The following is a 26,694-nucleotide window of genomic DNA, read 5'->3' on the forward strand; positions in this document are numbered from 1 at the left end:
TAGCGGAAGCTGAACTTTGAAGCACTGCTACTTTATTGTATATTTGCAGATTATTTAGAATAAAATAGAACTTGATATAACACATACCATAAAACTATGTTTGACAATTTAAGCGACAAACTCGACAAAGCATTCCATATTTTAAAAGGACACGGTAAGATTACCGAGGTTAACGTTGCAGAAACTCTTAAGGAAGTGCGTCGTGCTTTACTTGATGCCGATGTCAACTTTAAAATTGCCAAAGATTTTACTACCAAAGTAAAAGAAAAAGCGATTGGATCTGACGTTCTTACTACTTTACAGCCAGGGCAACTGCTTGTGAAAATTGTAAAAGACGAACTTACAGAGTTGATGGGTGGCGATGTTGCTGGAATTAATCTTTCAGGAGCTCCGACAGTTATATTAATGTCAGGTTTGCAAGGATCGGGTAAAACGACCTTTTCTGGAAAACTTGCCAACTTTCTTCAAACAAAAAAGAACAAAAAACCACTTCTTGTAGCTTGTGATATTTACCGTCCTGCGGCAATTCAGCAGTTATATGTTGTTGGAGATTCAATAGGAGTTGAGGTTTACTCAGAGCCAGAAAATAAAAATCCAGTCGAGATTGCTCAAAATGCGATTAAGCATGCAAAAGCAAACGGTTTTAATGTAGTGATTATAGATACTGCCGGTCGTCTTGCTGTAGATGAGGAGATGATGACTGAGATTGCAAATGTTCACAAAGCAGTACAACCACACGAAACACTTTTCGTTGTAGATGCAATGACAGGACAAGATGCAGTAAATACTGCAAAAGCCTTTAATGACAGATTAAATTTTGATGGAGTTATTCTTACCAAATTAGATGGTGATACTCGTGGTGGAGCTGCAATTTCGATTAAAACTGTAGTAAATAAGCCAATTAAATTTGTAGGTACTGGAGAGAAGATGGATGCTATTGATGTATTCTATCCAATCCGTATGGCCGAGAGAATTCTTGGTATGGGTGACGTTGTCTCTCTTGTAGAACGTGCTCAAGAGCAATTTGATGAGGTTGAAGCTAGAAAACTTCAGAAGAAAATTGCCAAAAACGAATTTGGTTTTGACGATTTCCTGAGCCAAATTCAGCAGGTTAAGAAAATGGGTAATATGAAAGACCTTGTCGGGATGATTCCTGGAGCAAGCAAGGCGATGAAAGATATCGAAATTGAAGATGACGCTTTCAAACATATTGAAGCAATAATTCACTCAATGACGCCACTTGAACGTACTCGTCCATCAGTAATTGATGTGAAAAGAAAAGCGAGAATCGCAAAAGGATCAGGCGTAAAAATTGAGCAAGTTAATCAGCTGATGAAGCAATTTGATCAGATGAGTAAGATGATGAAAATGATGCAAGGTCCAGGCGGAAAAAATCTGATGAAAATGATGGGCGGAATGAAAGGGATGAAATAATCTTCAGTATTTCAACAAAAACACACAACATAGTTTTTCAAAAAATAGTAGATCATGCAGTTATTAGACGGAGTTAAGGTTTCCAATGATATAAAAAACGAAATTACCGCGCAGGTAGATTTAATGAAAGAAAGGGGCGAGAAAGTTCCGCATCTTGCTGCAGTACTTGTGGGCAACGACGGCGCGAGTCTTACTTATGTTGGCAGCAAAGTTAAAGCCTGTGAACGTGTAGGTTTTGAATCTTCTCTTATCAAATTTCCAGATACTACAACAGAGGAAGAGCTTTTGCAAAAAATTAAAGAATTGAACGAAAATGACGATATTGATGGTTATATAGTTCAACTACCTCTACCAAAGCAAATAGATAGTCAGAAAATTTTATTGGCAATCAGCCCTAGCAAAGACGTCGACGGATTTCATCCAGAAAACTTTGGTAAAATGGCTCAGGAGATGCAGACTTTTATTCCGGCTACTCCTTTTGGAATTATGGAATTGTTAGAGCGATATAAGGTTGAAACACAAGGAAAGCATGTTGTAGTTATTGGCCGAAGCCATATTGTAGGCCGACCAATGAGTATCTTAATGGGCAGAAAGGGATATCCAGGAAACGCTACGGTTACCCTGGCGCACAGTCACACACAAAATATTGAAGAACTTACCAAACAAGCAGATATTATTATCACTGCACTTGGTGTACCTAATTATCTCAAAGCCGATATGGTAAAGGATGGCGTTACGGTTATTGATGTTGGTATTACGAGAGTTCCTTCTGATAACGAAAAAGGATACAAAATTACCGGAGATGTAGATTTTGAAATGGTTAGCAAAAAAGCAGCGTTCATCACTCCAGTTCCCGGAGGTGTAGGACCTATGACCATTGCGATGCTTCTCAAAAATACGCTTCTCGCGAGACAGATGAGAAACGAAAAGAATAAATAATACCACTAAAACCTTGATGAAAATCGAGGTTTTTTTTTGCCCTGTCTAGTCCAAAATCCGCAATGCTCGAATCTTTTTACAAATATTTATAGGTCATAATTGTAATCTGGTTTTTTGATTGAAGCTTCACTTTGCAATCTGCTATTTTCTTTTAACTGCTGCCCCTAACCAATCTCAAAGAGGATGACGCTCCACTTGAGCGAAGAGCACAAATAGTGATAGTATTAGATCCTTACGTGATTTGGCAGCAGAATTAAATTAAAGAAAACTGTTTTATTTAGAATCAATTATAATAAACTTACAGTTATTTTACTACAATTTTACGAAAGGTGATTTTTATCATAATAAAAGACTTCTATATCCTTTAATTTTGTACTGTATTTATAGAGAGAAGTTCTCATAGTGCCAACCAAACAAAAACGAAAATTATGATTTCAATTAAACAAACCTTAGTTATATCGGTGCTCTGCCTCGCATTTGTAGGGTGTAAGCAAAATGACAAAGCTGCAACTGACTATTCGACTATCGAGGTGAAAGACCAAATGACGGCTGAACTTACTTCACCACCATTTGTACCTAAACCAGTGGGAAACCGCGCGCCAACCAAATTGATTGTCAATATGGAAATTATTGAAGAACAAGGTGAAATGGCCGATGGTGTAAAATACAATTACTGGACTTTTGGAGGAAGTGTTCCCGGAAGTTTTATCAGAACAAGAGTAGGTGATGAGGTTGAATTTACCTTAAAAAATCACCCAGACAATAAACTTCCCCACAATATCGATTTACACGCGGTAACAGGTCCAGGTGGTGGCGCGGCCTCTTCACTTGTAGCGCCAGGTCATGAAAAAACTTTTAGCTTTAAAACTTTAAATCCTGGATTGTATGTTTACCATTGTGCTACCGCCCCAGTCGGGATGCACATTGCCAACGGGATGTACGGACTTATTCTTGTGGAGCCAGAAGGTGGATTGCCTCCAGTGGATAAAGAATATTACGTAATGCAAGGTGACTTTTATACCAAAGGACGCTATGGAGACCAAGGGTTTCAGCCATTTGATATGGAAAAAGCAATTGACGAAAAAGCTGACTACGTTGTTTTTAACGGAAAAGTTGGAGCATTGACCGGAGATAAATCTCTTACTGCAAAAGTTGGAGAAACTGTGAGAATCTACATGGGTAATGGTGGGCCAAACTTGGTTTCATCTTTCCACGTCATCGGTGAGATATTTGATCGAGTACATGTTGAAGGTGGAAGTTTAATTAACGAAAATGTTCAAACAACTTTAATTCCAGCTGGCGGAGCTGCAATTGTAGAATTTAAAGTTGAAGTTCCTGGGACTTTAATCTTGGTAGACCACTCAATCTTTAGAGCTTTTAATAAAGGAGCTTTGGGAATGTTAAAAGTAGAAGGAAAAGAAAATCCTAAAGTTCATTCAGGTACAATTCAAGAAGGAATTTACCTTCCAGAAGGTGGAACTATTCAGAGAATGCCAAAAATAGCTAATGGAAAAGAGGTGGAGCAAAATAAAACGTTGGCAGAGCAAATGGAAGCAGGGAAGAACATTTATGCAAATACTTGTGTTGCTTGTCATCAAGGACAAGGACAGGGAATTCCAGATGCATTTCCTCCAGTTGCAAAATCAGATTATCTAAATGCTGATGTCAATAGAGCAATCAATGCAGTATTGAAAGGCTTAACTGGCGAAATTACTGTGAACGGTAAGAAATATAATTCAGTTATGACAAGTCAGAACCTTACTGATGGCGAAGTAGCAGATGTGTTGACCTATGTTTATAACAATTGGGGAAATAACAAAACAAAAGTTACTCCTGCTATGGTAAAGACTCAAAGAGCAATACCAGCAGTAAAAACAAAAGATATGCACGAATAGCAACCCTAATCTGTAAATCAAAATCAGCTTAAAGTGTAAATTCACTTTAAGCTGTATTTTTTAGAGTGGTGCTCTTTTCTACGAAGCTAATGACGGTATTAATATTCAAATGACAAAAGAAATGACATCTCATAATAACAGTCGAATTATCTCTTTATTGGTTTTTATTTTTTGGGTATTCTTTTCATTTGCACAAATACCTAAAGAAATGGTCAAAATTTCAGCGGGTTCCTATGTGCCACTTTATGGCACAGAAGATAAATTACCAGTTAAAGTTGATGAATTTCTCTTGGATATTTATCCAGTGACAAATCAGCAATATTTATACTTTGTGAATAAATTTCCAAAATATAGAAAATCGCAGATTAAAAGATTATTTGCCAATGCAAGCTATCTAAGTGAATGGAACAATGATTTAAATTTCGGAAAATTACCTGCAAATGCTCCTGTAACTAATGTTTCTTGGTTCGCAGCCAAGGAATACTGTGAATGTCAAGGAAAAAGACTGGCAACTCTAGACGAATGGGAATATGTTGGGATGGCTGACGAAAAAAGGAAAGATGCACGAACACGTGAGGAATTTAACAAATACATTTTAGGTTGGTACGAAAAGAATAATACCTACGTAAATCCTGTCGGGAAAACTTTTAAAAATTATTACGGCGTTTACGATATGCACGGATTGGTTTGGGAGTGGACTTTTGACTTTAATAGTATCTTTCTATCTGGTGAATCTCGCAAAGACAAAGCTACTGACAACGAACTCTTTTGTGGAAGCGGATCAGTTAATGCTACAGATTTAATGGATTATGCAGCTTTTATGCGCTATGCCTTTCGAGGAAGCATCAAAGCAAACTACACAACTAAAAATTTAGGATTCAGATGTGCGAAGGACATCAAATAACTGAATTTAAATCAAAAATAAAATTATGAAAAAGTATATTCTAATCACTTTTGCTTTCTTAATTCTAGTAAGCTGCAATAATAAAAAAGAGGTTACAGAAGTTTCTGCAGTGAATTCTGAAATAATTGATAAGCCAATATCAGATTTATCAATTTATAATCTACCTGAGAAATGGACTAACCAAGACGGAAAAGACATTGAGTTAAAAGAGCTCAGAGGAAAAGTCCTTGTTATGGTAATGATTTACACCTCTTGCAAGGCGGCATGTCCTAGGCTTGTTGCAGATATGCGAAATATCGAAGATCGCATTCCTAAAGAACTGAAGGAGAAAGTAACGTTTGTTTTGGTCAGCATCGATCCAGAAGTTGATACTCCCGAGCGTCTAAAAGCGTTTGCAATAGAAAACGAAATGGATGGAGGTCAGTGGGTTTTCCTAAGATCTGATGAGGAGAGAACCAGAGAATTCTCGGCAGTATTAGCGGTAAATTACAAGAAAATCTCTCCAATCGATTTTTCACACTCAAATATAATCTCGGTATTTAATGCCGAAGGTGAAATGACTTTCCAACAAGAAGGATTGGGAGTTAGCTACGACAAAACGGTTGCCAAAATTAAAGAAGAAGCATCTAAAATCTAACAAACAGTTCTAGACTTCTAAAGCGATACTATCATGAAACTTACTACAAAAATATTTGTTGTAGCTGCAATTGCAGTTACTACAGTGAGCTCTTTTGCTCAAGAATTAGATGTAAATCTACAATTACGACCACGATTTGAATACAGAAACAGCTACAAAGAATTGATGAAAGACGGATTATATCCAACTTCGATCGTATCCCAACGAAGTCGTCTAAACTTTCTCTATAAACAAGAAAAACTCAAAGCAAATATCACATTGCAAAACGTGAGAGTTTGGGGAGATGTGCCAACAAGTTCACCTTCAGACAAAAATGGAGTAGCATTATTTGAATCTTGGTTGAGCTATGATTTCTATCCAAACTGGTCTACAAAAATCGGTAGACAAGTTATTTCCTATGACAATCAACGAATTTTTGGGGGAATAGATTGGGCACAACAGGGGCAGAGTCACGATGCGGTTGTAGTATCATATAAAAAGAATTCCTACCAATTAGATCTGGCGGCAGCGATTAATAATGGTGGCGAAATATTGAGTGAAAGTGCGTACAACACAACCTACAAAAACATGCAATTCGCCTGGTTCAATCAGAAATTCTCAGAAGTAAGTTTGAGTCTTCTCGCTCTGAATACTGGCTACCAATATGAAAACTTGGTCGAAAATAAATTTGAAGTGGCTTACCTACAAACTTTCGGTGGATTTATGAAGTGGGAATCCCCAAAAGTGTATGGCGATTTGGGAATTTATGGTCAGATGGGCGAGGCAGCCTTAACAAATTCAAAGGTAGATGTGTCGGCATATTACGCACAAGTTTCGCTAGGATATAAATTTAATCAAGGATTCAAAGCAGATTTAGGTTTTGAATATCTTTCAGGAAAGGATCAAAATGATGGAGATCCGAAAGTTAAGTCGTTCGCGCCATTATTTGGAACAAATCACGCTTTCAACGGGTTTATGGATTATTTCTACGTCGGGAATCACAAGAATTCAGTGGGATTACAAGATCTGTACGCCAAATTTACTTTCGATAAAAATAAGTGGCAAGTGGCAATAATTCCTCACATCTTTAACAGTGCTGCCACAGTTTATAATCCTAATTCCAACGCGGAATTTGATGATTACTTGGGGACAGAGTTGGACATTATGGCAACTTACAAAGCAGATAAAAACTTTGTAATTTCTGGTGGCTTTTCAAAAATGTTCGGCACAGAAACGATGGAATATCTTAAAGGCGGCAATAGTTCAAATGACAATAATTGGGCTTGGGTGATGGTCTCGTTTAATCCTCAAATATTCTCATTCAAAAATAAGGTAGATTAAATTTTTATTGGTTGATTTTTTTTCCCGAAAGGCTGCTAGTTTTATATTAGTAGTCTTTTTTTTTGGAGCTTAATCCCGCCTTCCGCTATATCTTTCTTGCAATGCAGCTATCGCAGCATTGCAAGAAAGGATGCCGCTGCAGTCGGGGCTATGGGTTTTCGTGTAGGATTCGTACTAAGTTTTCATCATTATCCTTAACTGCAAACCACTTCTGCAAACTATATCCACAAACTTGTCATCCTGACGAAGCAAGACCCGAGCAAAGCGAACTAGCGTAGCAATTTCATTAGAGGCTCATCATTATACTATACTCATTAACGCAAGTAAGTAACTAAAAAGTAATTTTCTCAGCAGAAAATAAATTTTCTAATTCTTAAATCTATTTCTTTTTCTAATGTCTTCATTATCTTTGAAGAGCAATAATATATTCATTTCAGCCATGGCTAATTCAAACAAAGAATATTATTTAACGGAGGTGGATCGGCAGCCCTCATCAATCTATTGCATGCATGATTTGATGGGTGAAACAGATATTACTTTTCACAAACATAATAAGGGTCAATTTCTCTATACCGAGGGTGGAGTAGTACATGTTACCACTAATAGCCAGACTTTTTTCCTTCCGGCTCGTCATTATATGTGGATCCCTGCGGGCGTTATGCACAGTATTCACCCAACCACGGCCAATGTAATTATGCGTAATTTATATTTTCCGACAGAACATAATGAAGACGAATTTTATTCGAAAACTGCAGTGTATCCAGTAAGCGAACTTTTGTTACAGATGATTATTTACACCAACCGATGGAGTGGTGACAAAAAACCCATTGACAAAAGTGCTTGGCATTTTACACTTTCGTTAAAAAGTATTTTGCCAGAAATTAGCATATATAAATTACCGCTGTATTTGCCTTACGCAAAAGACAAACGATTAATATGGATTATAAAATATATGCAGGAAAATTTACATGAAAGTATTGTTTTATCTGATTTTGAAAAATTAAAAGGCGTTAGTCCCAGAACACTTTCCAGACTATTCCAAAGCGATGTGGGTATGTCGTTTGTGCAATACTTGACTATTCAGCGGCTGATGCGTGCCATCGATTTGCTGCTTGAAAATCAATTATCGGTAAAAGAAGTAGCTTCCTTAGTTGGCTATAATAGTACTCCAACCTTTAGTAATACATTTTTTAAAATTCTAGGCATTCGACCGTCAGAATATCAGAAACAAGCTTCAAGTTTTAGTCCAGAAAGCTTTTTGGCAGAATAGAATATACAATTGGCTCTATTGAATAAGCATCTCGTTTTTATTGGCGATAGCTTTGTTATCTAATACTTTTGCATATGTATAAAGATCGAATTTTAAATGCTGAATTGGCTCAAAAATTAATGAGTTCAGAAAAAGCGGCCGCTTTTATTTCAGATAAAATGGTGGTGGCTTCTAGTGGTTTTACCAAGGCAGGAGATAGTAAAGCTGTTTTGGCGGCATTAGCTCTAAAAGCAAAAGTAGATCCGCTAAAAATCACTTTAATTACTGGAGCTTCACTAGGTCACGACACCGATGCAGCTTTGGTCAATGCTGATGCATTGTCATTACGACTTCCATTTCAAGTAGATCGCGTATTGCGCAAAGCCATTAATGCAGGTGAGGTTCTTTTTATTGATCAGCATTTAGGCGAAACAGCGAATTTATTAAAAGCAAATAATTTTCCAAAAATTGATGTAGCTATTATAGAGGCCATACGGATTAACGAAGACGGAAGTATTGTCCCTACAACTTCGGTCGGAAATTCGGCCTCTTTTGCTGAACTAGCTGACAAGATAATAATCGAAATAAATACCAAAGTTCCATTTGCACTTTGCGGATTACACGATATATTCTCAACCGGAGAATATCCAAATCGAACTGAAATCCCAATTACATCAGCAAGCACCAGAATCGGAACTACTAGTATTCCATTAGATATTTCAAAAATAATTGGAATTGTAATTACTGAGATAGTTGATAGTCCGGCAGAAATTGCGCCGCCTGAAGCTTCAACCTCTGCAATCTCAAAACACTTGGTAAACTTTTTTAGTGAAGAGGTAAAGAAAGGAAATCTCAGCAAATCTTTAATGCCACTACAAGCTGGAATTGGAAAAGTTGCAAATGCGGTACTCACTGGTTTTATAGATAGTGAGTTTGAGAATTTAACTATGTACTCAGAAGTTTTGCAGGACAGCACATTTGATTTATTAGATTCGGGAAAAATGCTCTTTGCTTCGGGATCTTCAATAACAGTTTCGGAAGAATATTACGAAAGTATATTTAGTGATTTTGATAAATATAAAGACAAAATAGTATTACGTCCTCAAGATATCAGCAATGCTGCTGAGGTGATCAGGAGATTAGGAGTCATTAGTATAAATACTGCTTTGGAATGTGATATTTATGGCAATGTAAATTCGACGCATGTTGGTGGGACTGATATGATGAATGGCATTGGTGGTTCGGGAGATTTTGCTCGAAACTCGTATCTCAGTATTTTTGTAACGCAATCTGTTACTAAGAATAATACGATTTCCCGAATTGTTCCGATGGTTTCGCACACAGATCATACTGAACACGACGTAGATATTATAGTGACAGAGCAAGGTTTGGCAGATTTACGAGGACTTGCACCCCGACAGCGTGCTCTAACAATTATTAAAAACTGTGTGCATCCATTGTATAGGGAGCAAATGCAGGATTATTTTGATAGATCATGTGAAAGAGGTGGACATACACCACATTTATTAGAGGAAGCTTTTTCGTGGTACCAAATTCTAAAAGAAACTGGAACTATGCAAAAAGCACTGTAAACCATGAAAACAATTACAGAAAAATCGTAGGGTTGATGGGTTGCGTACGCTTAAGTAGGATGCCTTTTATTGAACTAAAATCGTGAAAAGCTAGATAATTTTCTAGGTTTTAAAACCGAAATTTAACACCTTTTATTACATTCTAGACTTTTCGAAAAAGTGCAAAACAGTTTCATAAACTAAAATCGAAGCTGTCAAAGTTGTTAAAGGCAATGAAATATTGGACTCCTGCTACATTTTGCTGTACTTTTGCAAAAATTTATATATTATGAAAACAGTTTTACTTTCGGTAGCGGCATTTTTGATGTTTGGCAACATCAATGCACAGAGCACCTCATTTGAAAATGGAGAAGGGTACAGCCTAGGAGAAATCAATGGTCAGAATGGATGGCAGATATTGGGATTATTTTCTTCGATGTTTACAATCGTTAATAGTCCTACATCAGACGGACAAAACTCTTTGAAATTAGATTTGGATACAACTGGCTTTTTGCCTTCTGGAAATGTGATTGGACCAGCTCGCGACATCAGTACTTTAGTTCCTTTAAATCCGGATACTTACGAAGTTTCTGCAGATTTATATTTTACTTCAACTACAGCTACTCAAACAGAAGTTGATTTTTTTGTATACGGTGCAGGAGGAATTGAAGGACTTCCTTCATCAATAATGGCATTGGGTAATGGTCTTGTACGTATTGTGGAAACTTCAGATTTCTCTACAACCGAAGTGGTAGTGCCAAACGATGTATTTACAAATTTAAGAGTAAAATTTGATTTTCAAAATCAAGAAACTTTGTATTATATCAACAATGTTCTGGCATATACTGGAGAATTAAATTTATCTAAGGTTACAGGATATGGATTTTACACAACAGGTAAAACTGTTTGTTATGTTGATAATGTAAAAGCAGGTACAAGCTTGCTAGGTATCTCTGATGTTGAACAAAACCGATTTTCGCAATATGTAAGTCAAAATGAACTGCACATTTCGAGTCCATCAATTATGAACGAGGTTGAAATTTACTCAATTACAGGACAAAAAGTTATGGCGCAATCTCTAAATTCTACTGATGGGACTGTACAGATATCTCAATTATCGGCTGGGGTTTATCTAGCTACATTGAAATTTGAAGGAGCTACAAAGACATTTAAATTTGTTAAATAGTCAGAGATATAGTAAGCAAATATAGTGACGATAATAAAAAGTGAAGCCTGATTCCTAGCGAATCAGGCTTTGTTGTTTTTGCTTTGAATTTTCTTTTGATCTGGAACGATCTAAATAGCGCGTTAATCTGCTTAGAGGTCAGAGACCATCGAAGAGCGGATCAGAGACCATTGAAGAGCGGGCTTTGTTGTTTTTGCTTTGAATTTTCTTTCAATCTGGAACGATCTACGTAGCGCGTTAATCTGCTTCGAGGTCAGAGACCATCGAAGAGCGGGCGGGCTTTGATGTTTCTGCTTTGAATTTTCTTTCGATCTGGAACGATCTAAATAGTGCGTTGATATGCTTCGAGGTCAGAGACCATCGAAGAGCGGGTATATTGAAGATCAGGCTTTGTTGATTTTGCTTTGAATTTTCTTTTGATCTGAAACGATCTAAATAGTGCGTTAATCTGCTTCGAGGTCAGAGACCATCGAAGAGCGGGATATATTAAGTAAATCTAGTGACGATATTAAAAAGTAAAGCCTGATTCCTAGCGAATCAGGCTTTGTTGTTTTTGCTTTGAATTTTCTTTCGGTCTGGACGATCTAAATAGTACGTTAATCAGCTTCGAGGTCAGAGACCATCGAAGAGCGGGTACATTGAAGAGCGGGCTTTGTTGTTTTTGCTTTGAATTTTCTTTTGATCTGGAACGATCTAAATAGCGCATTAATCTGCTTCGAGGTCAGAGACCATCGAAGAGCGGGTCTAGTGAAGAGCAGGCTTTGTTGTTTTTGCTTTGAATTTTCTTTCGATCTGGAACGATCTAAATAGTGCGTTAATCTGCTTCGAGGTCAGAGACCATCGAAGAGCGGGACTATTGAAGAGCAGGCTTTGTTGTTTCTGCTTTGAATTTTTTTTCGAAGGGGAACGATCTAAATAGTACGTTAATCTGCTTCGAGGTCAGAGACCATCGAAGAGCGGGTCCATCATACACAGTTGTTTTTGCTTTAAAGTTTGTTTCGATCTGGAGCGATCTAAATAGTGCGTTAATATGCTTCGAGGTCAGAGACCATCGAAGAGCGGGATTCCTAGCGAATCAGGCTTTGTTGTTTCTGCTTTGAATTTTGCTTCGATCTGGAGCGATCTAAATAGTACGTTAATCTGCTTCGAGGTCAGAGACCATCGAAGAGCGGGGAACGATCTAAATACTACGTTAATCTGCTTCGAGGTCAGAGACCATCGAAGAGCAGGCTTTGTTGTTTCTGCTTTGAATTTTCTTTAGATCAGGAAGAATCTAAGTAGTGCTTTAATCTGCTTCGAGGTCAGAGACCTTCGAAGAGCGGTTACTTTGCAACCTTGTAGGCACTCTCTTTCTAAATATAGGAGCAAAGAGGTTATAAAAGTGCAGAAATCTGTAGAGTCGGATAATTTTCTTCGAGCTTAGAGATCGGGATAGTTATGTATGCTTTAATAAAAATGGACTTGCGAGCCGTTTCCCCGCGGCAGGGACAGAAACGGCATCCTTTGCTGCCAAACAAAAACCTGACTTTTACCGATTATATTCTAGCAGCAAAGATACAGTGGATGGCCCGGTGCTGCCGGTAGGAACGCTCCGGCAGCAGCTGCCATAATAAAAAATACAAATTCTATTGAACTGTATTGCCTTCAATAGCAGTTCTTCTTAAATTCTCCCACCTTCTAACAATAGATCTTAACCAAAAAAACCTCCCTGAAGGGAGGCTTTTGTATTATTGTAGTATTTATTCTATGCTTAGAATTTATACCCAACACTAATTTGGAAAACTGAGTTTTTCGCGTCAGTATTTTCGATGATTTCTGTAAGACCGTAGTTGTAACGACCTGAAGCAAACAATCCCATTTCTGTTTGGAAAGTAAGACCTGCACCTACAGCAACTTCAAAATCTTTAGCTTCGTACGAAGTGTTTTCTAGGTTGATATCTCCATTGTCAGAATTTGGATTAAAATCAAATTCTTCGTTAATTTTGAAACTAAATTGTGGTCCAACTTCTAAACTTAGACCTCTTGTAACATAGATTTTTGCCAATACTGGAATGCTAATGTAGTCAAGTTGATATTCTACTTTATCTCCATCGGTACCGCTAAAGTTTCCTTTAAATCCTTGTCCAGAATATAAGGCTTCTGCTTGAAGTGAGAACATATCGTTCATTGGAAATTCAGTAACAAGACCTACGTGGAAGCTTGTTCTTGAATCTGGGCTATCAATATCGTCACCTGTAATAGTAGCGAAGTTTACCCCTCCTTTAACTCCAATTGCAATGTCTCTTTCTTGTGCACTCATGCTAACGGTTGCCAACATTACAGTTGCTGCGGTAATTACTTTTAAAAATTTCATAGGTTTTTTTGTTTAAAGTTTATGGTTCAAATGTAGTATGAAGTGCCGACACTAAAATCTAAAGTTTTCTTAATTCACGGCAAATTAACAAAATTGGCTGTTAAAGCGCAAATTACTACCGCAATACTATAATACATAGATACAATCGTATAAAACAAGTAGTATGCTTGCATAGTAAATCTTAAAAATTTTAGTAATTTTTATTTTTATGTAAATGCTGCGGATGCTGTTTTTAAGTAAATATCTTTGTAAAACACATTTATGATGAAAGATTGGGATTTGTACATACTTAATTTTACTAATTATCTTCGGATTGAACGCGGACTTTCGCGTCAAACAATTATTTCATACAAGTATGATTTGGAGAAGCTGACAAAATATTTAAAACTTCATAATATTGGTGATTCTCCAATTGTAATAGCGGCAATCGTATTAAAAGAATTTGTCTATTCTATATCTTCTGAAGTGAATCCTCGAACTCAATCTCGCATTCTCTCCGGCTTAAAAAGTTTTTTCTCATACCTTATTTTTGAAGATTTGAGAGCTGATAACCCAATGGATCTTATTGAGGCACCAAAATTACAGCAATCATTGCCAGACACACTTTCGGTTGAGGAAATAGATAGACTAATTGCCGCAATTGATCTAGGCAGTAACGAAGGCGAGCGCAATCGTGCAATGTTGGAAGTGCTTTATAGTTGTGGACTTCGGGTTACTGAATTGGTGACACTGCGGATCTCGGATCTATTTTTTGACGAGGGATTTATTCGCGTAAGCGGAAAAGGAAGTAAGCAACGATATGTACCGATTGCTCAAAGTGCACAGAAATTTATTAATCACTATAAAGATGAGGTGCGCGTTCATCAAAATGTTGTGAAAGGTTATGAAGATATTTTATTTTTAAATAGGAGAGGGAGGCAGTTGACAAGAGCGATGATTTTTACAATCATTAAAAGGTTGGCGGTGGAAGTTGACTTAAATAAAAATATCAGTCCGCATACCTTTCGACATTCTTTTGCCACGCATTTATTATCTAACGGAGCTGATCTAAGAGCGATACAATTGATGTTGGGCCACGAATCCATCACAACCACCGAAATATATGTGCATTTGGATAAGCGCTTCTTAAACGAAGTTTTGCAAAAGTTTCATCCTCGACAGGAAATAAAAAAAGGAACCGATTTCTAAAAACCGATTCCTTTATATAGTAGTATTATTTTAAATTCTATTTAGCGATATTCACCGCTCTAGTTTCGCGAATTACGGTAACTTTAACTTGTCCTGGGTAGGTCATTTCTGTCTGTATTTTTTGCGAAATATCAAATGATAATGATGCAGCATTGTCGTCTGTAACTTTGTCGCTTTCAACGATTACTCTCAGCTCTCTACCTGCCTGAATTGCATAGGCATTTTTAACTCCATTGAAACCAAACGCTATTTCTTCAAGATCTTTCAATCTCTGAATATACGAATCTAGCACTTGACGCCTTGCTCCTGGACGTGCTCCAGAAATGGCATCACATACTTGAACTATAGGAGACAGAAGGTACTTCATTTCGATTTCGTCGTGGTGTGCTCCAATCGCGTTGCACACTTCTTCTTTTTCGCCGTATTTCTCTGCCCATTGCATTCCTAGTAAAGCGTGTGGAAGATCACTTTCTGTATCTGGTACTTTTCCAATATCGTGAAGTAGACCAGCTCTTTTGGCAAGTTTTACGTTTAATCCAAGTTCAGCCGCCATCAAACCACAAAGTTTAGAAACTTCGCGTGAGTGCTGTAGCAAGTTTTGTCCGTATGATGATCTGTATTTCATTCGTCCCACGACTTTAATAAGTTCTGGGTGTAAGCCGTGAATACCAAGATCGATTACGGTACGTTTACCTACGTCGATAATTTCGTCATCAATTTGCTTAGCTGTCTTTGCAACAACTTCTTCAATACGTGCTGGGTGAATACGACCATCTGTTACTAATTTGTGAAGTGCTAGCCTTGCGATTTCACGACGCACAGGGTCAAAACAAGACAGGATAATTGCTTCCGGTGTATCATCAACGATTATTTCTACTCCCGTTGCAGCTTCAAGTGCGCGGATATTTCGACCTTCTCTACCAATGATTCGACCTTTTACATCATCAGATTCGATATTAAAAACAGATACACAGTTTTCCACTGCTTCTTCCGTTCCAATTCGTTGAATGGTATTGATAATGATTTTCTTTGCCTCTTGATGCGCTGTAAGTTTTGCTTCCTCGATTGTGTCTTGTATGTGAGACATTGCTAGAGTTTTCGCCTCATTGCGCAATCCTTGTACGAGTTGTTCTTTTGCTTCGTCGGCAGAAAGACCTGAAATTGCTTCAAGTTTTTCTAATTGACTTTGGTGCATTTTGTCTAATTCTGACTGTTTTCTGTCAAGATTTGAGATACGTGCAGATAGTTCGGAAGTTTTTGCTTCAAAGTCATCATTAACTTTTTTTGCTCTAGAAAGTTCACTTGATACCTGCGATTCTTTGTCACGTACTCTTTTTTCTACCTCTGCAATTTTTTTGTCACGTCCTAAAATTACTTGTTCATGCTCCGATTTAAGTTCGATAAACTTTTCTTTTGCTTGAAGGATTTTATCTTTTTTGATGTTTTCAGCATCGACGTTTGCGTCTTTTATAATTGTTGCTGCTTCTTGTTTCGCATTCTTTAGAAGGTTGAAGATATTACTTCTTTCTAGAAGTTTGGCGATAAGAAAACCGCCTGCAATGCCCACGATTCCGGCTATTACTATTAATAGTGTACTGTCCATTAGTGTTTAAATTTATATATAAAAAAAAGCCTACATCAGAAAATTGTATAAACTCTGGTTATTACAAGTTTTGGGCTAACTCACTGTTCAAGGATCTGCTCGAGGCAGCATGCTTTAGTAATGAAGATTCGCTCATTTTAATTTGTTAGTGTTGAGTTTATCAAATGCAACTAATGTAGGCAGTAACTTAGTCTTTGTAAAGAACGTTATTTATCGAGATATTGTACTAATAAATCTTTAATTTTTTTGAGTCGTAGCAAAGTTTCTTCGCTACTTGAGTCAGTATCAATTTGTTTCTGCTCTACTTGAGAAGCAAATTGTAAAGCACACATCGCTAGTACATCTTGCTTGTCTCGCACAGCATAATTTTCTTCAAACTGTTTGATCATTACTTCAATTTTCTTGGAAGCACTTCTAAGGCCTTCTTCTTGAGCCATATCAACGGTGAGAGGGTAAACCCTATCGGCTATTGACACTTTAATTTTCAGTTTTTCCATTTCAATATCAGTCTGCAAGTTGTGCTATGCAATAATCGAGTTCTCTTATTAAAGTATTTATTTTAAGCTTCGTTTCTCTTTTTTCATCATCACTGCCCAACAGTGCGCTCGCCATTTTGAGGATTTGATATCTTTCAGTTACGGCTGCAATTTCTGCGCTTTGTTCTGCGATTATCTTTGCTGAAGTCGCTTCTTGTTTCTTGAGGGTACTGATAGTAGTTTCTAATCCTTCGATTTTCAAAAACAACTGCTCAATGCTTTTTTCAAGAGTATCAATTATTCCAACAATCTCACTCATCAATTTATCAAATATATTATTTAATAGAGCAAAGTTACTATTCTAGAGTTTAGAATTGCAATTTTTATCTAAAATTATTTAACGTTTACCAAATATACAAATAATTTTTCTTGTCTTTGCGAGTTATTAGCATTGTAGTATCTTGCTTAAAATTACAAAGAGAATTATTTTTTTGAAATCCTTATATAGTATGAAGTTTTACGCCCTTTTATTGCTTGTCTTTAGTTCTGCAATTGCACAGGAATATCCTCGAGATTACTTCCGGCCACCTTTGGATATTCCGCTACAGTTAGCTGGAAATTTTGGTGAACTTCGCAACAATCACTTTCACGCAGGCTTGGATTTTCGAACTCAGCAGCGAGAAGGCCTCAATATTTATGCCTCTGCAGATGGATATGTGTCTCGCATCAAAATTTCGACTTATGGTTATGGAAAAGCAATTTACATAACACATCCAAATGGTTATACTACTGTATATGGACATCTGCAGCAGGCGACGGGTGCTATCAAAGAATATATATACAAAAAGCATTATGAAGCAGAAAGTTTCGAAATTGAGTATTTTCCAAAACCTAATGAACTTCCTGTGACCAAAGGTCAGGTGATTGCATTGTCAGGAAATACTGGAGGATCGGGAGGCCCGCATTTACACTATGAGATTCGAGATTCGAAAACTGAGAATGTCCTAAATCCGTTGATGTTTGGATTTGATATTCTTGTGCCTGATACTAAGAAACCAGTTGTTACCAAACTAATGGTTTACCCTATTGGAGATGGCTCTATTGCAAATAACTATCAAGTGCCAACAATGTTGAGTTTTACGCAGCAAAAAGATGGCACTTATCAAGCCGAAAAGATTGTTGCTACGGGCAAAGTAGGAATTGGATTTTCAGGCTATGACAGCAATAATGTTTCTCCAAACAAAAACGGAATTTATTCGGCAAAAGGTTTTATTAACGGCAAGCAGAAATTTGAAAACAGATTCGAAAGCTACCATTTTGATGACACAAGATATATCAATGCACTATTGGATTATTCGAGATTAAAGAAAACTGGAGAGCGCGTTCAGAAAATGTTCGCCGAAAAACCTTTTCCATTACCAACACTTTCCACTGACAAGGACCAAGGAATTATTGATGTAAAACCAAATTTTAATCAGATTTATAAATTAGAAATTGCCGATTATAATGGTAACAAAGCTATTTTTTCTATTCCGATTGAATATGGTATTCAGCCGCAGCCTTTGGGAAGTCTTCCTAAGACTACGCCTTATTTTATAGATTCGGATAAAGAATATATTTTTGAAAAAGATTCTATGGAAGTGAGTTTTCCGGTTGGAACATTTTACAATAATTTCTATCTAGATTTTGATGTTCGAAATAAAATAATGTATCTCGATAATACCGATGTTCCAGTTCAGAAGAATTTTAAAGTTGCAATTACCGACTCAAGTTATTCGGCAGAAGCCATTCCTAAAACATTTATCGCTTCGGTGGTTGGAAACAGAAAAAGCTACAATAGAACCACTTTCAAAAACAATGTTTTTACAACGTACGTTCGTAGTTTAGGAAATTTTAGTCTTGCTCAAGATACCAAAGCGCCAACAATCTCAATTGCAAATTCAATTGAAGGAAAAACAATAAATGGTTATAAAACATTGACGCTAACCATTGGTGATGATCTGTCGGGAATAAATGACTATAAAGGATACCTTAATGGAAAATGGATTTTGTTTGATTATGATTATAAAAGTCGAAAGATAATACACGATTTTTCAGACAATATCTATCAGGATGGACGCAATGATTTAAAAATTATTGTCACTGATAATGTGGGGAATTCCGCTACCTTTGAAACTCATTTTTTTAAAAATAGATAATTCTATAAAACTCAGCTTTTTGAAAACAACAACTCTTATTTACAGCCTATTTTTCTTTTGTTCCACAATGATTATTCAGGCGCAAACGGGAAGATTAAAAGGAATAGTTTTAGACGATTACAATCTGCCCGTTGCCAATGTTAACATAATGGTCCTCGATCAAGCGACCGTTACCGATGCCACTGGTTTTTATCAGATGACAATTCCATCAGGCAAAAAGTTGACCGTAACTTTTACTCATATTTCGTTAAAGAAAGTGACCGCTACAATCGTTTTAAGGCAAAATGAAGATTATGAATTTAATATTCAAATGAATAGCGTTGCAGAGCAAATGGATGAAGTGATTATTGTAAAGGGTCAACGTCGTAGAGCCGAAGGAATTACGATTATAGAGCCAGAAATCATACGCAGGATTCCAGGCGCAAACGCGGGAGTAGAAAATATTATCAAGACACTTCCAGGAGTTTATTCTAATAATGAATTAAGTACACAATATGCCGTTCGTGGTGGAAATTACGATGAAAATCTTGTCTACGTAAACGAAATTGAAGTTTACAGACCATTTCTAGTTCGATCAGGACAACAAGAAGGATTAAGTTTTACAAATACTGATCTTGTTCAGAATGTAGATTTTTCTGCTGGTGGTTTTCAAGCAAAATATGGGGATAAACTATCGTCGGTATTGGATATAACTTACAGAAGGCCAACGAAATTTGCTGCTTCGGCCGAAGTGAGTTTACTGGGCGGAAGTCTTTCGGCAGAAGCCGTTTCAAAAAACCAAAAATGGGCGGCAATCGCGGGGGTGAGATACCGTGACAATAGTCTTTTGGTAAATAGCCAAGAAACAGAAACCAACTTCAAACCTAAATTTGCCGACTTTCAAGCTAATATTACCTACGATGCATCAACAAGATGGCAGTGGAGTTTTCTTGGAAATATAGCGCAGAATAGATATGACTATACGCCTCTAAGCAGGCAGACAAACTTTGGTACTATTGATGAGCCAATTGCACTTCAAGTGTTTTATGAAGGTCAGGAGAAAGATCGTTACGACACTTATTTTGGAGCTATTAAAAGTACTTTTCAAGCAACAGATAATACTACTCTAAAATTTATAGCTTCGGCATATAGCACTTTAGAACAAGAATATTTCGACATTTTTGCTGGATATTTCTTGGGAGAAGTTGATTCAAGTATTGGATCAGATTCTTTTGGAGATATAAAATTCAGTCGTGCTATTGGTACACAATTAAATCACGCTCGTAATGATCTTGATGCAGTAATTGTAAATGCAGAAGTAAAAGGATTTCATAAATTGGATGAAAATGAAATTGAATGGGGATTTAAGTATACTCGTGAAGATATTCGGGATCGAGTGGTGGAGTGGGAAGTGATTGATTCGGCAGGTTTTAGTATCAATCCACCATTTAGCGGAAGCTATAATGATCAACCTTACACTCCGTATAAGGGACCGCTTGTGCCATATCAGAATGTGAGAGCTATGAATTCTACAATTATCGATAGGCTTTCAGGTTTTGTACAGTGGAACAGAAAATCGACAATTGGCGAGCATCAAGTTTGGTATAATGCTGGAGTGCGAGCACACAATTGGACAGTTGATGACCAAATAAACCCAACAAAAAATCAAACAGTATTCAGCCCAAGAGCGCAATTTGCTATCAAACCTGATTGGGACAAGGATATGGTGTTTAGAGTTTCGGGAGGTCTGTACCATCAACCGCCGTCTTACCGTGAGTTGCGAGATGCTGATGCGAAAGTAATTTCGGATGTAAAAGCACAGCAATCTATACATCTAGTATTGAGTAATGATTATAGTTTCAAATTATGGGATCGCCCTTTCAAATTGATTTCTGAAGCATATTATAAATCAATGAGCGATGTAAATACTTACACCTTAGACAATGTTCGAATTCGCTACCGTGCAGATAATAATGCCGAGGCCTACGCATATGGAGCGGATGTAAGATTAAATGGTGAATTTGTTCCAGGCACCGAATCATGGTTGAGTTTTGGATATCTGAAAACCGAAGAAAATATCGACGATCGTGGATTCATTGCAAGACCAACAGATCAGCGATTGAAATTTGGAGTTTTGTTTCAAGATTATATGCCAGCATTGCCAAATGTCAAATTATACTTAAACCTAGTTTACAATACAGGATTGCCAGGAGGTTCACCTTCATATGCCGATTCATACCTCTATCAAAGTCGTCTGAGAGATTATCGCAGAGCTGATGTTGGATTTAATTACGTGTTTACTGACAACAATAATAGTAGACCGGAGGGGCATTGGTTAAAGAAATTTAAAGATCTATCTGCCGGTCTAGAGATTTTTAATCTCTTTAATAATCAAAATTCAATTACCAACACTTGGGTACGAGATGTGTATACTAAGAACCAATATGGTATTCCAAATTATATGACCACCCGTGTATTCAACTTTAAAATTTCGGCCAGGCTATAGTTTAAGCTGTGTCTGCAGTCAAAAAATCAGTATATTTGAAAAAGATATATCTTTTCAATAATTTAAAAAGTATGACAAAAATAGTTTTACTCTTATCAGGATTGATGCTACTAGCGCTCACATCTTGTACAGAAAAGGCCGAAAAGCCAAAAGTAATTTACGATTCTAGCAAAAAAGCCGCAGTCGTTCCTCAGGTTGATACTACTCAAATAGAAATTGCCGATTTGCCAATCTTAATTAGCGGAACAAATTACCTAATTCATCCAATTGGAGATGTTCGAGTTTTTAAAGGCTCAAAAGGATATGTTAATAGTAGTAGCGCGGGTGTAAGTTATACTATATCAAACTATAGTGAATTTGAAATTACAGGATACTTAAGAAATTTCAAGTTTCAACAAATTGACTCAGATTCTATCTCAGCACTTACAGACAAACGTGTACTAATTCAAAGTGCCACCTGTGTTATTCCAAGTTTTGACCGAAATAAGCAAGTGATGATTTATTCTCTCGCCGACATGGATACTAATAAAGATGGTAAGTTGGATGACAATGACATTAAAACGCTTTATATTAGTACGGTTTCAGGTCAGCGATTTACAAAACTTTCTGTAGATTATGAAGAAGTAATTGATTGGAAATTTATCGAAAATAAAGGTAGGATTTACTTCCGAACCATCGAAGACACCAATAAAAATGGGGAATTTGATAAAGACGATGTTGTGCATTACAACTACGCAGATCTAAATAATGATGAGTGGAAAGTTACATCTTATAAACCAGTATAATAAAAAAAGAGGCTTTAATGAAGTCTCTTTTTTTTGTCTAAATTTTATAAATTCTAAATCAGAATATCACTTTCAAGATCGGATTTCTCGATCAGAAAATCAAAATCCAATCGCTTCAGCAATTCGATAACCAGTTTTTTATACCAATTTTCTGATTTTGGGTGAATGTAGATTTTCTCAATTAAATCGTTGATATTTATCGAAATATTTAAACCTTCATTTACGGGATTTACTCTCGCACTTGCATCGCAGATAATCCGAATTTCCCGCTCATAGATAAAGCTTTTCCTTTTAAATAGAAATGGAAAAAACGCATCGTCAAACGGAATATATTCTTTCTTGTAGTCGATATAATTTACCTCGCCTATTGATTGCTGATAGGTGGTATCAGCCTGCAAAGCTGCTTGCAATCGGCCAACAGTAGATTGAATTGCAAGTCCTTCATTGTTTTGAGTAAATATCTGCCACATGGCAAAAGATTCGTATTCATTAATATGCCAACTGCTAATAACAACTTTCTCACGACGCTGCTTGTAGAATTTTAAAAACTCCGGATTATGTTGCGATAGTTTCTTAATTTCTTCAAATGTAGGCTCACTAAAAGTACCTTCGTATTGATCTTCAAATTTGTCAGATCTCGACATGAAGAGTTTTTGCGAAAGCAGCAAATCTAGAAATTTGGACAGATCCAAATATTTCCAAACTATAGTATCTGGATCTTCAGGCAACTTAATTTTCTCGTTTGCAACATACATTGTGAATCGATTTTTATTTTTAAAGTTACTATTTTAAGTTGTTATTCAAAACTTTGCATCGTTACTAATTTTCGATATGTTCCGTCCATTGCGAGTAATTCTTCGTGATGTCCTTGCTCTACAATTCGGCCCTTTTGCATTACAACAATTAAATCTGCTTTCTGAATTGTAGAAAGTCGGTGCGCAATTACAATCGAAGTCCTATTTTGCATCATATTTTCCAACGCTTGCTGAACAAGTCTCTCGCTCTCGGTATCAAGTGCCGAAGTAGCCTCGTCAAGAATCATAATCGGAGGGTTTTTCAATACTGCCCTTGCAATAGATAATCGTTGTTTCTGTCCGCCCGAAAGCTTGTTTCCGCTGTCACCAATATTGGTGTGGATGCCGTTGGGCAAGTCTTTTACAAACTCGTAAGCATTCGCGATTTTCAAGGCGTCGATAATTTCTTCGTCAGTAGCATCTAGCTTTCCTAATGACACATTTACGCGAATACTGTCGTTGAACAAAATACTATCTTGAGTAACAAGTCCCATTAATTGTCTTAGCGATGACAATTCGACATCTTTGATATCTGTGCCGTCAATTGCAATGCTGCCGTCTTTTACATCATAAAAACGTGTTAACAAATTGGCAATAGTACTTTTTCCACTTCCTGATTGCCCTACAAGTGCTACAACTTTTCCTTTTGGAATAGTAAGTGAAAAGTCTTTTAAAACTGTTTCGTCTTCGTAAGCGAAGTTTACATTTTTTATCTCAATTGCATTTGCAAAAGTTGGTTTGATAATCGCATCGACTTTACTTTCAATCGTGTTTTCTTGTTCTAAAACTTCCAAAACTCTTTCGGCCGCAGCATTTCCTTTTTTTACTCCGTACGAAGCTTTCGAGATTGCTTTGGCAGGTGTCAATATATTATACGAAAGTCCCATATATACGATAAAAGCAGCGCCACTAAGGGTTCCTTCTACCAAAACCATATTTCCTCCGTACCATAATAAGATCGCGATTACTGCAATTCCTAAAAACTCACTCAAAGGAGAGGAAAGGTTTTGCCTATTGAGAATTCTGTTTGATAAATGATTAAAACGACCTGTAGATCCTTGAAATTTCGAATTAAAATACCCTTCAGATGTAAAGCCTTTTATAACTTTTAATCCGCCTAAAGTTTCATCAATTATAGATAGAAAAAAACCTTGTTCTTGCTGAGCTCTATCCGATTGTCTCTTTAAAGATTTTCCAACAAGGGAGATAATATAACCTGAAACCGGAATAAAAATAAATACAAATAATGTTAGCTCTACACTAATGGCAAGCATCGCTATTATTGTAAATAAAATCGTTAATGGTTCGCGAACGATCAATTCTAAAACTGATAAGAACGAATGCTGAATTTCGAAAACATCATTCGAAATTCTCGACATCACATCTCCTTTTCTTTTTTCGGAATAAAATTCCAATGGCAATTCGACCGTCTTTTTGTACATCGCATTTCTGATGTCCATCAAAACCCCATTTCTCAGAAATGTGATAAAGTACATTGCCAGGTAATTGAATAAATTCTTTAGTAAAAACATCGAAATAATCACCGCAATCATAATAGTCAAAGTGTGCATCGGGCCATTCATCTCTGTACTATTTGAGATATAATAGCTCATATAATTTTCGAAGTAATCACCTATCGAAAACAAACCGTCATAAACTGGCGGCTGTGTAACCTTAGCATTTTCCTTGAATAATACCGTCATCATTGGCATCAAAGCCACGAACGATAGCGCACTAAAGAGTGCGTAAAGGATGTTGAAAAAGATATTCAAGTAAGCGAATCTCTTGTAGGGAATCGCAAATTGAAGAATTTTTTTGAAGTAATTCATTAATTAATTTTAAAATCCAACAGGATATTTTTGATTTTTTGGTCAAGGAAAATTTCGGCATCAGCCAATTCTTCAAGAGATTCGATAGCCGTATTCACACTTACGTAAAATTTAATTTTTGGCTCCGTACCACTTGGTCGAGCAGCAATTTTACTACCATCGCCAGTGTAATAAATTAGCACATCAGATTTCGGAATATTTAAAGCTTCAGTTTCATCACTGATTAGATTCAATGCCGTGCTATTTAAGTAATCTTCGACCATTACCACTCGTTCACCATTAATTTCACGCAATGGATTCTCGCGTAAGTCAATCATCATTTGCTTGATTTCGGCAGCGCCTTCAATTCCTTTTTTAGTCATCGAAACCAAAAACTCTTTATAAAAACCGTAATCTACATAAAGCTGTTGCAAGTATTCGTAAATACTATTTCCGGCCGCTTTTGCTTGAGCAGCCATTTCGCAAGCTAATAACGTTGCAGCAATTGCATCTTTATCGCGAACGGCATCGCCCACCATATAGCCAAAACTTTCTTCTCCGCCACCAATAAATTGCTGCTCAGGAAAGTCTTTAATCATCTTCGCAATCCATTTAAAACCGGTCAAACCAACTTTAAAATCAACACCGTAAGCCGAAGCAAGTTCCATAATCATGGGAGTCGAAACAATTGTCGAAGCCACAAATTGTCTTCCGTCAAGTTTTCCGTTTTTCTTCCATTGCTCCAATAAAAACGCGGTCATCAAAACCATCGCTTGATTTCCGTTGAGCAAAATTAGATCGCCAGAAGCGTCTCGAACAGCAACACCAAGACGGTCAGAATCGGGATCTGTTCCAATTACAATATCTGCATTTATCTCTTTGGCAAGGTCCATTGCCATGGTCAAAGCCTCTGGTTCCTCAGGATTTGGCGATTTTACCGTCGGGAAATCCCCGTTAGGAACTGCCTGCTCCGCCACAATATGCACATCCTTATAACCCGCTCTTTCTAGAGTTTGCGGCATTAATTTTATTGACGTCCCGTGAAGCGAAGTAAAAACAATTTTCAAATTATCTTTTGCCGCTTGAGGTGTGTCAAAACTCGCATTTTTTATAGATGAAGCGATAAAGGCATCATCAACTTCAGTATCTATATAGTGTAATAAGTCTAGATTTTCGTCAAACTTAATATCCTCGTAAGCAAGCGCATCAATTGTACTAATAATCTCTGCATCCTGCGGTGGCACTAACTGTCCACCGTCTTGCCAATACACTTTGTATCCATTATATTCTGGTGGATTGTGCGAAGCTGTAAGTACAATCCCACATTGGCAATTCAGTTTTTTTACTGCAAAACTCAATTCTGGTGTAGGTCGCATTTCCGAAAATAGGTACACTTCTATACCATTTGCACAAAAAACATCAGCCACCGTTTTTGCCAAAGTATCACTATTATGCCTGCAATCATAGGCAATTGCTACTTTTAGTTTCTCAGTCGGAAAAACTTTATGCATATAATCTGCAATTCCTTGAGTATTTTTTCCAAGTGTATATTTATTGATTCGGTTGGTGCCTGCACCCATAATTCCGCGCATTCCGCCAGTACCAAATTCTAGGTTTTTATAAAAACTATCCTCAAGCTCTTTCGGTGCCGAAGTCATCATATCAATCACTTCTGCCTGTGTTTTGGCATCAAAAGTTGGAGTTAACCACTCATTTACACTCTTTAAAATTGTCTCTGGTATATGCATTTTATTTTTTTTTGGAGCTATTTCCCGCTTTCCTCTACAATCTTTTATGTTTTTCTAAAAAGAAAAAACATAAAAGGATTTCCGTTGCAATCGGGGCTAGGGCTCTACGTTAGTATTCATA

At 36.9% G+C, this 26,694-nt stretch carries 20 protein-coding genes and 1 other RNA gene; 13 read left to right on the forward strand and 8 right to left on the reverse strand.

What is annotated here, in order from left to right:
• The first annotated feature begins 96 nt into the window (after positions 1-96).
• From ffh to SBO79_RS06525, 9 genes are all read left to right on the forward strand, one after another.
• A complete protein-coding gene (gene ffh, locus SBO79_RS06485; protein ID WP_318643223.1) occupies positions 97-1,434 on the forward strand; it encodes a signal recognition particle protein in 1,338 nt (445 codons plus the stop codon).
• A 54-nt stretch (positions 1,435-1,488) separates the two neighbouring features.
• On the forward strand, positions 1,489-2,373 hold the full coding sequence (locus SBO79_RS06490) for a bifunctional 5,10-methylenetetrahydrofolate dehydrogenase/5,10-methenyltetrahydrofolate cyclohydrolase (protein ID WP_318643226.1): 885 nt from the start codon (positions 1,489-1,491) through the stop codon (positions 2,371-2,373).
• A 428-nt stretch (positions 2,374-2,801) separates the two neighbouring features.
• Complete coding sequence (gene nirK, locus SBO79_RS06495; RefSeq protein WP_318643228.1) at positions 2,802-4,268, forward strand: copper-containing nitrite reductase; 1,467 nt, start codon at positions 2,802-2,804, stop codon at positions 4,266-4,268.
• Between the two features lie 121 nt (positions 4,269-4,389).
• Positions 4,390-5,172: a formylglycine-generating enzyme family protein gene (locus tag SBO79_RS06500; RefSeq protein WP_406600258.1), complete on the forward strand. Its 783-nt coding sequence runs from the start codon at positions 4,390-4,392 to the stop codon at positions 5,170-5,172.
• A gap of 25 nt (positions 5,173-5,197) precedes the next feature.
• Positions 5,198-5,809, forward strand: a complete 612-nt coding sequence (locus SBO79_RS06505) for an SCO family protein (RefSeq protein ID WP_318643232.1) — start codon at positions 5,198-5,200, stop codon at positions 5,807-5,809.
• A gap of 33 nt (positions 5,810-5,842) precedes the next feature.
• A complete protein-coding gene (locus SBO79_RS06510) occupies positions 5,843-7,129 on the forward strand; it encodes an alginate export family protein (protein ID WP_318643235.1) in 1,287 nt (428 codons plus the stop codon).
• 439 nt (positions 7,130-7,568) lie between these two features.
• Positions 7,569-8,399: an AraC family transcriptional regulator gene (locus SBO79_RS06515; RefSeq protein ID WP_318643237.1), complete on the forward strand. Its 831-nt coding sequence runs from the start codon at positions 7,569-7,571 to the stop codon at positions 8,397-8,399.
• Positions 8,400-8,473: 74 nt separating this feature from the next.
• Positions 8,474-9,970 (forward strand): succinyl-CoA:acetate CoA-transferase ScpC, encoded by a 1,497-nt coding sequence (locus SBO79_RS06520; protein ID WP_318643239.1) that lies wholly within the window; start codon positions 8,474-8,476, stop codon positions 9,968-9,970.
• 268 nt (positions 9,971-10,238) lie between these two features.
• Complete coding sequence (locus SBO79_RS06525) at positions 10,239-11,135, forward strand: T9SS type A sorting domain-containing protein (RefSeq protein ID WP_318643241.1); 897 nt, start codon at positions 10,239-10,241, stop codon at positions 11,133-11,135.
• A 1,750-nt stretch (positions 11,136-12,885) separates the two neighbouring features.
• On the opposite strand, the gene SBO79_RS06530 is transcribed toward SBO79_RS06525, so the two are convergent.
• On the reverse strand, positions 12,886-13,488 hold the full coding sequence (locus tag SBO79_RS06530; protein ID WP_318643243.1) for a porin family protein: 603 nt from the start codon (positions 13,486-13,488) through the stop codon (positions 12,886-12,888).
• Between the two features lie 264 nt (positions 13,489-13,752).
• Between SBO79_RS06530 and SBO79_RS06535 the strand changes: the two genes are divergently transcribed.
• Positions 13,753-14,676 carry a site-specific tyrosine recombinase gene (locus SBO79_RS06535; protein WP_318643458.1) on the forward strand — a complete coding sequence of 308 codons (924 nt, stop codon included), beginning with the start codon at positions 13,753-13,755 and terminating at the stop codon, positions 14,674-14,676.
• A 37-nt stretch (positions 14,677-14,713) separates the two neighbouring features.
• On the opposite strand, the gene rny is transcribed toward SBO79_RS06535, so the two are convergent.
• The 4 genes from rny to SBO79_RS06555 form a co-directional block, all read right to left on the reverse strand.
• Positions 14,714-16,279 carry a ribonuclease Y gene (rny, locus tag SBO79_RS06540; RefSeq protein WP_318643246.1) on the reverse strand — a complete coding sequence of 522 codons (1,566 nt, stop codon included), beginning with the start codon at positions 16,277-16,279 and terminating at the stop codon, positions 14,714-14,716.
• Between the two features lie 49 nt (positions 16,280-16,328).
• Positions 16,329-16,436, reverse strand: a non-coding RNA gene (ssrS, locus tag SBO79_RS06545) — 6S RNA.
• A 49-nt stretch (positions 16,437-16,485) separates the two neighbouring features.
• A complete protein-coding gene (locus tag SBO79_RS06550; RefSeq protein ID WP_318643247.1) occupies positions 16,486-16,776 on the reverse strand; it encodes a cell division protein ZapA in 291 nt (96 codons plus the stop codon).
• Between the two features lie 7 nt (positions 16,777-16,783).
• Entirely contained in the window at positions 16,784-17,074 is a 291-nt protein-coding gene (locus SBO79_RS06555; protein WP_318643249.1) for a hypothetical protein, read from the reverse strand.
• 190 nt (positions 17,075-17,264) lie between these two features.
• Between SBO79_RS06555 and SBO79_RS06560 the strand changes: the two genes are divergently transcribed.
• From SBO79_RS06560 to SBO79_RS06570, 3 genes are all read left to right on the forward strand, one after another.
• Positions 17,265-18,953 carry a M23 family metallopeptidase gene (locus tag SBO79_RS06560; RefSeq protein WP_318643251.1) on the forward strand — a complete coding sequence of 563 codons (1,689 nt, stop codon included), beginning with the start codon at positions 17,265-17,267 and terminating at the stop codon, positions 18,951-18,953.
• Between the two features lie 67 nt (positions 18,954-19,020).
• Complete coding sequence (locus SBO79_RS06565; protein ID WP_318643461.1) at positions 19,021-21,438, forward strand: TonB-dependent receptor; 2,418 nt, start codon at positions 19,021-19,023, stop codon at positions 21,436-21,438.
• Positions 21,439-21,509: 71 nt separating this feature from the next.
• On the forward strand, positions 21,510-22,223 hold the full coding sequence (locus SBO79_RS06570) for a CREC-EF hand family protein (protein ID WP_318643253.1): 714 nt from the start codon (positions 21,510-21,512) through the stop codon (positions 22,221-22,223).
• Positions 22,224-22,276: 53 nt separating this feature from the next.
• Here SBO79_RS06570 and SBO79_RS06575 read toward each other — a convergent pair whose 3' ends face one another.
• From SBO79_RS06575 to SBO79_RS06585, 3 genes are read right to left on the reverse strand one after another with little or no spacing between them, the layout of a single operon-like run.
• The gene (locus SBO79_RS06575) at positions 22,277-22,978 is read right to left on the reverse strand and encodes a hypothetical protein (protein ID WP_318643255.1); all 702 of its coding nucleotides are present in this window, start codon (positions 22,976-22,978) and stop codon (positions 22,277-22,279) included.
• A 41-nt stretch (positions 22,979-23,019) separates the two neighbouring features.
• On the reverse strand, positions 23,020-24,846 hold the full coding sequence (locus SBO79_RS06580; RefSeq protein WP_318643257.1) for an ABC transporter ATP-binding protein: 1,827 nt from the start codon (positions 24,844-24,846) through the stop codon (positions 23,020-23,022).
• Positions 24,846-26,573 carry a phospho-sugar mutase gene (locus SBO79_RS06585; RefSeq protein WP_318643259.1) on the reverse strand — a complete coding sequence of 576 codons (1,728 nt, stop codon included), beginning with the start codon at positions 26,571-26,573 and terminating at the stop codon, positions 24,846-24,848. The genes SBO79_RS06580 and SBO79_RS06585 overlap by 1 nt, the downstream gene beginning before the upstream one ends.
• Positions 26,574-26,694 lie beyond the last annotated feature (121 nt).

The sequence above is a fragment of the Flavobacterium ardleyense genome (genome assembly GCF_033547075.1).
GTDB classification, from domain to species: Bacteria; Bacteroidota; Bacteroidia; order Flavobacteriales; family Flavobacteriaceae; genus Flavobacterium; species Flavobacterium ardleyense_A.

What these genes read in the sequence shown, in the direction of transcription:
- SBO79_RS06560 (WP_318643251.1), top strand. Translation starts at nt 17,265, where the DNA reads ATGAAGTTTTACGCCCTTTTATTGCTTGTCTTTAGTTCTGCAATTGCA.
- SBO79_RS06505 (WP_318643232.1), top strand. Translation starts at nt 5,198, where the DNA reads ATGAAAAAGTATATTCTAATCACTTTTGCTTTCTTAATTCTAGTAAGC.
- SBO79_RS06585 (WP_318643259.1), bottom strand. Translation starts at nt 26,573, where the DNA reads ATGCATATACCAGAGACAATTTTAAAGAGTGTAAATGAGTGGTTAACT.
- nirK (WP_318643228.1), top strand. Translation starts at nt 2,802, where the DNA reads ATGATTTCAATTAAACAAACCTTAGTTATATCGGTGCTCTGCCTCGCA.
- SBO79_RS06555 (WP_318643249.1), bottom strand. Translation starts at nt 17,074, where the DNA reads ATGAGTGAGATTGTTGGAATAATTGATACTCTTGAAAAAAGCATTGAG.
- SBO79_RS06570 (WP_318643253.1), top strand. Translation starts at nt 21,510, where the DNA reads ATGACAAAAATAGTTTTACTCTTATCAGGATTGATGCTACTAGCGCTC.
- SBO79_RS06515 (WP_318643237.1), top strand. Translation starts at nt 7,569, where the DNA reads ATGGCTAATTCAAACAAAGAATATTATTTAACGGAGGTGGATCGGCAG.
- SBO79_RS06510 (WP_318643235.1), top strand. Translation starts at nt 5,843, where the DNA reads ATGAAACTTACTACAAAAATATTTGTTGTAGCTGCAATTGCAGTTACT.
- SBO79_RS06565 (WP_318643461.1), top strand. Translation starts at nt 19,021, where the DNA reads ATGATTATTCAGGCGCAAACGGGAAGATTAAAAGGAATAGTTTTAGAC.
- SBO79_RS06575 (WP_318643255.1), bottom strand. Translation starts at nt 22,978, where the DNA reads ATGTATGTTGCAAACGAGAAAATTAAGTTGCCTGAAGATCCAGATACT.
- SBO79_RS06535 (WP_318643458.1), top strand. Translation starts at nt 13,753, where the DNA reads ATGAAAGATTGGGATTTGTACATACTTAATTTTACTAATTATCTTCGG.
- SBO79_RS06580 (WP_318643257.1), bottom strand. Translation starts at nt 24,846, where the DNA reads ATGAATTACTTCAAAAAAATTCTTCAATTTGCGATTCCCTACAAGAGA.
- SBO79_RS06520 (WP_318643239.1), top strand. Translation starts at nt 8,474, where the DNA reads ATGTATAAAGATCGAATTTTAAATGCTGAATTGGCTCAAAAATTAATG.
- SBO79_RS06530 (WP_318643243.1), bottom strand. Translation starts at nt 13,488, where the DNA reads ATGAAATTTTTAAAAGTAATTACCGCAGCAACTGTAATGTTGGCAACC.
- ffh (WP_318643223.1), top strand. Translation starts at nt 97, where the DNA reads ATGTTTGACAATTTAAGCGACAAACTCGACAAAGCATTCCATATTTTA.
- rny (WP_318643246.1), bottom strand. Translation starts at nt 16,279, where the DNA reads ATGGACAGTACACTATTAATAGTAATAGCCGGAATCGTGGGCATTGCA.
- SBO79_RS06490 (WP_318643226.1), top strand. Translation starts at nt 1,489, where the DNA reads ATGCAGTTATTAGACGGAGTTAAGGTTTCCAATGATATAAAAAACGAA.
- SBO79_RS06525 (WP_318643241.1), top strand. Translation starts at nt 10,239, where the DNA reads ATGAAAACAGTTTTACTTTCGGTAGCGGCATTTTTGATGTTTGGCAAC.
- SBO79_RS06500 (WP_406600258.1), top strand. Translation starts at nt 4,390, where the DNA reads ATGACATCTCATAATAACAGTCGAATTATCTCTTTATTGGTTTTTATT.
- SBO79_RS06550 (WP_318643247.1), bottom strand. Translation starts at nt 16,776, where the DNA reads ATGGAAAAACTGAAAATTAAAGTGTCAATAGCCGATAGGGTTTACCCT.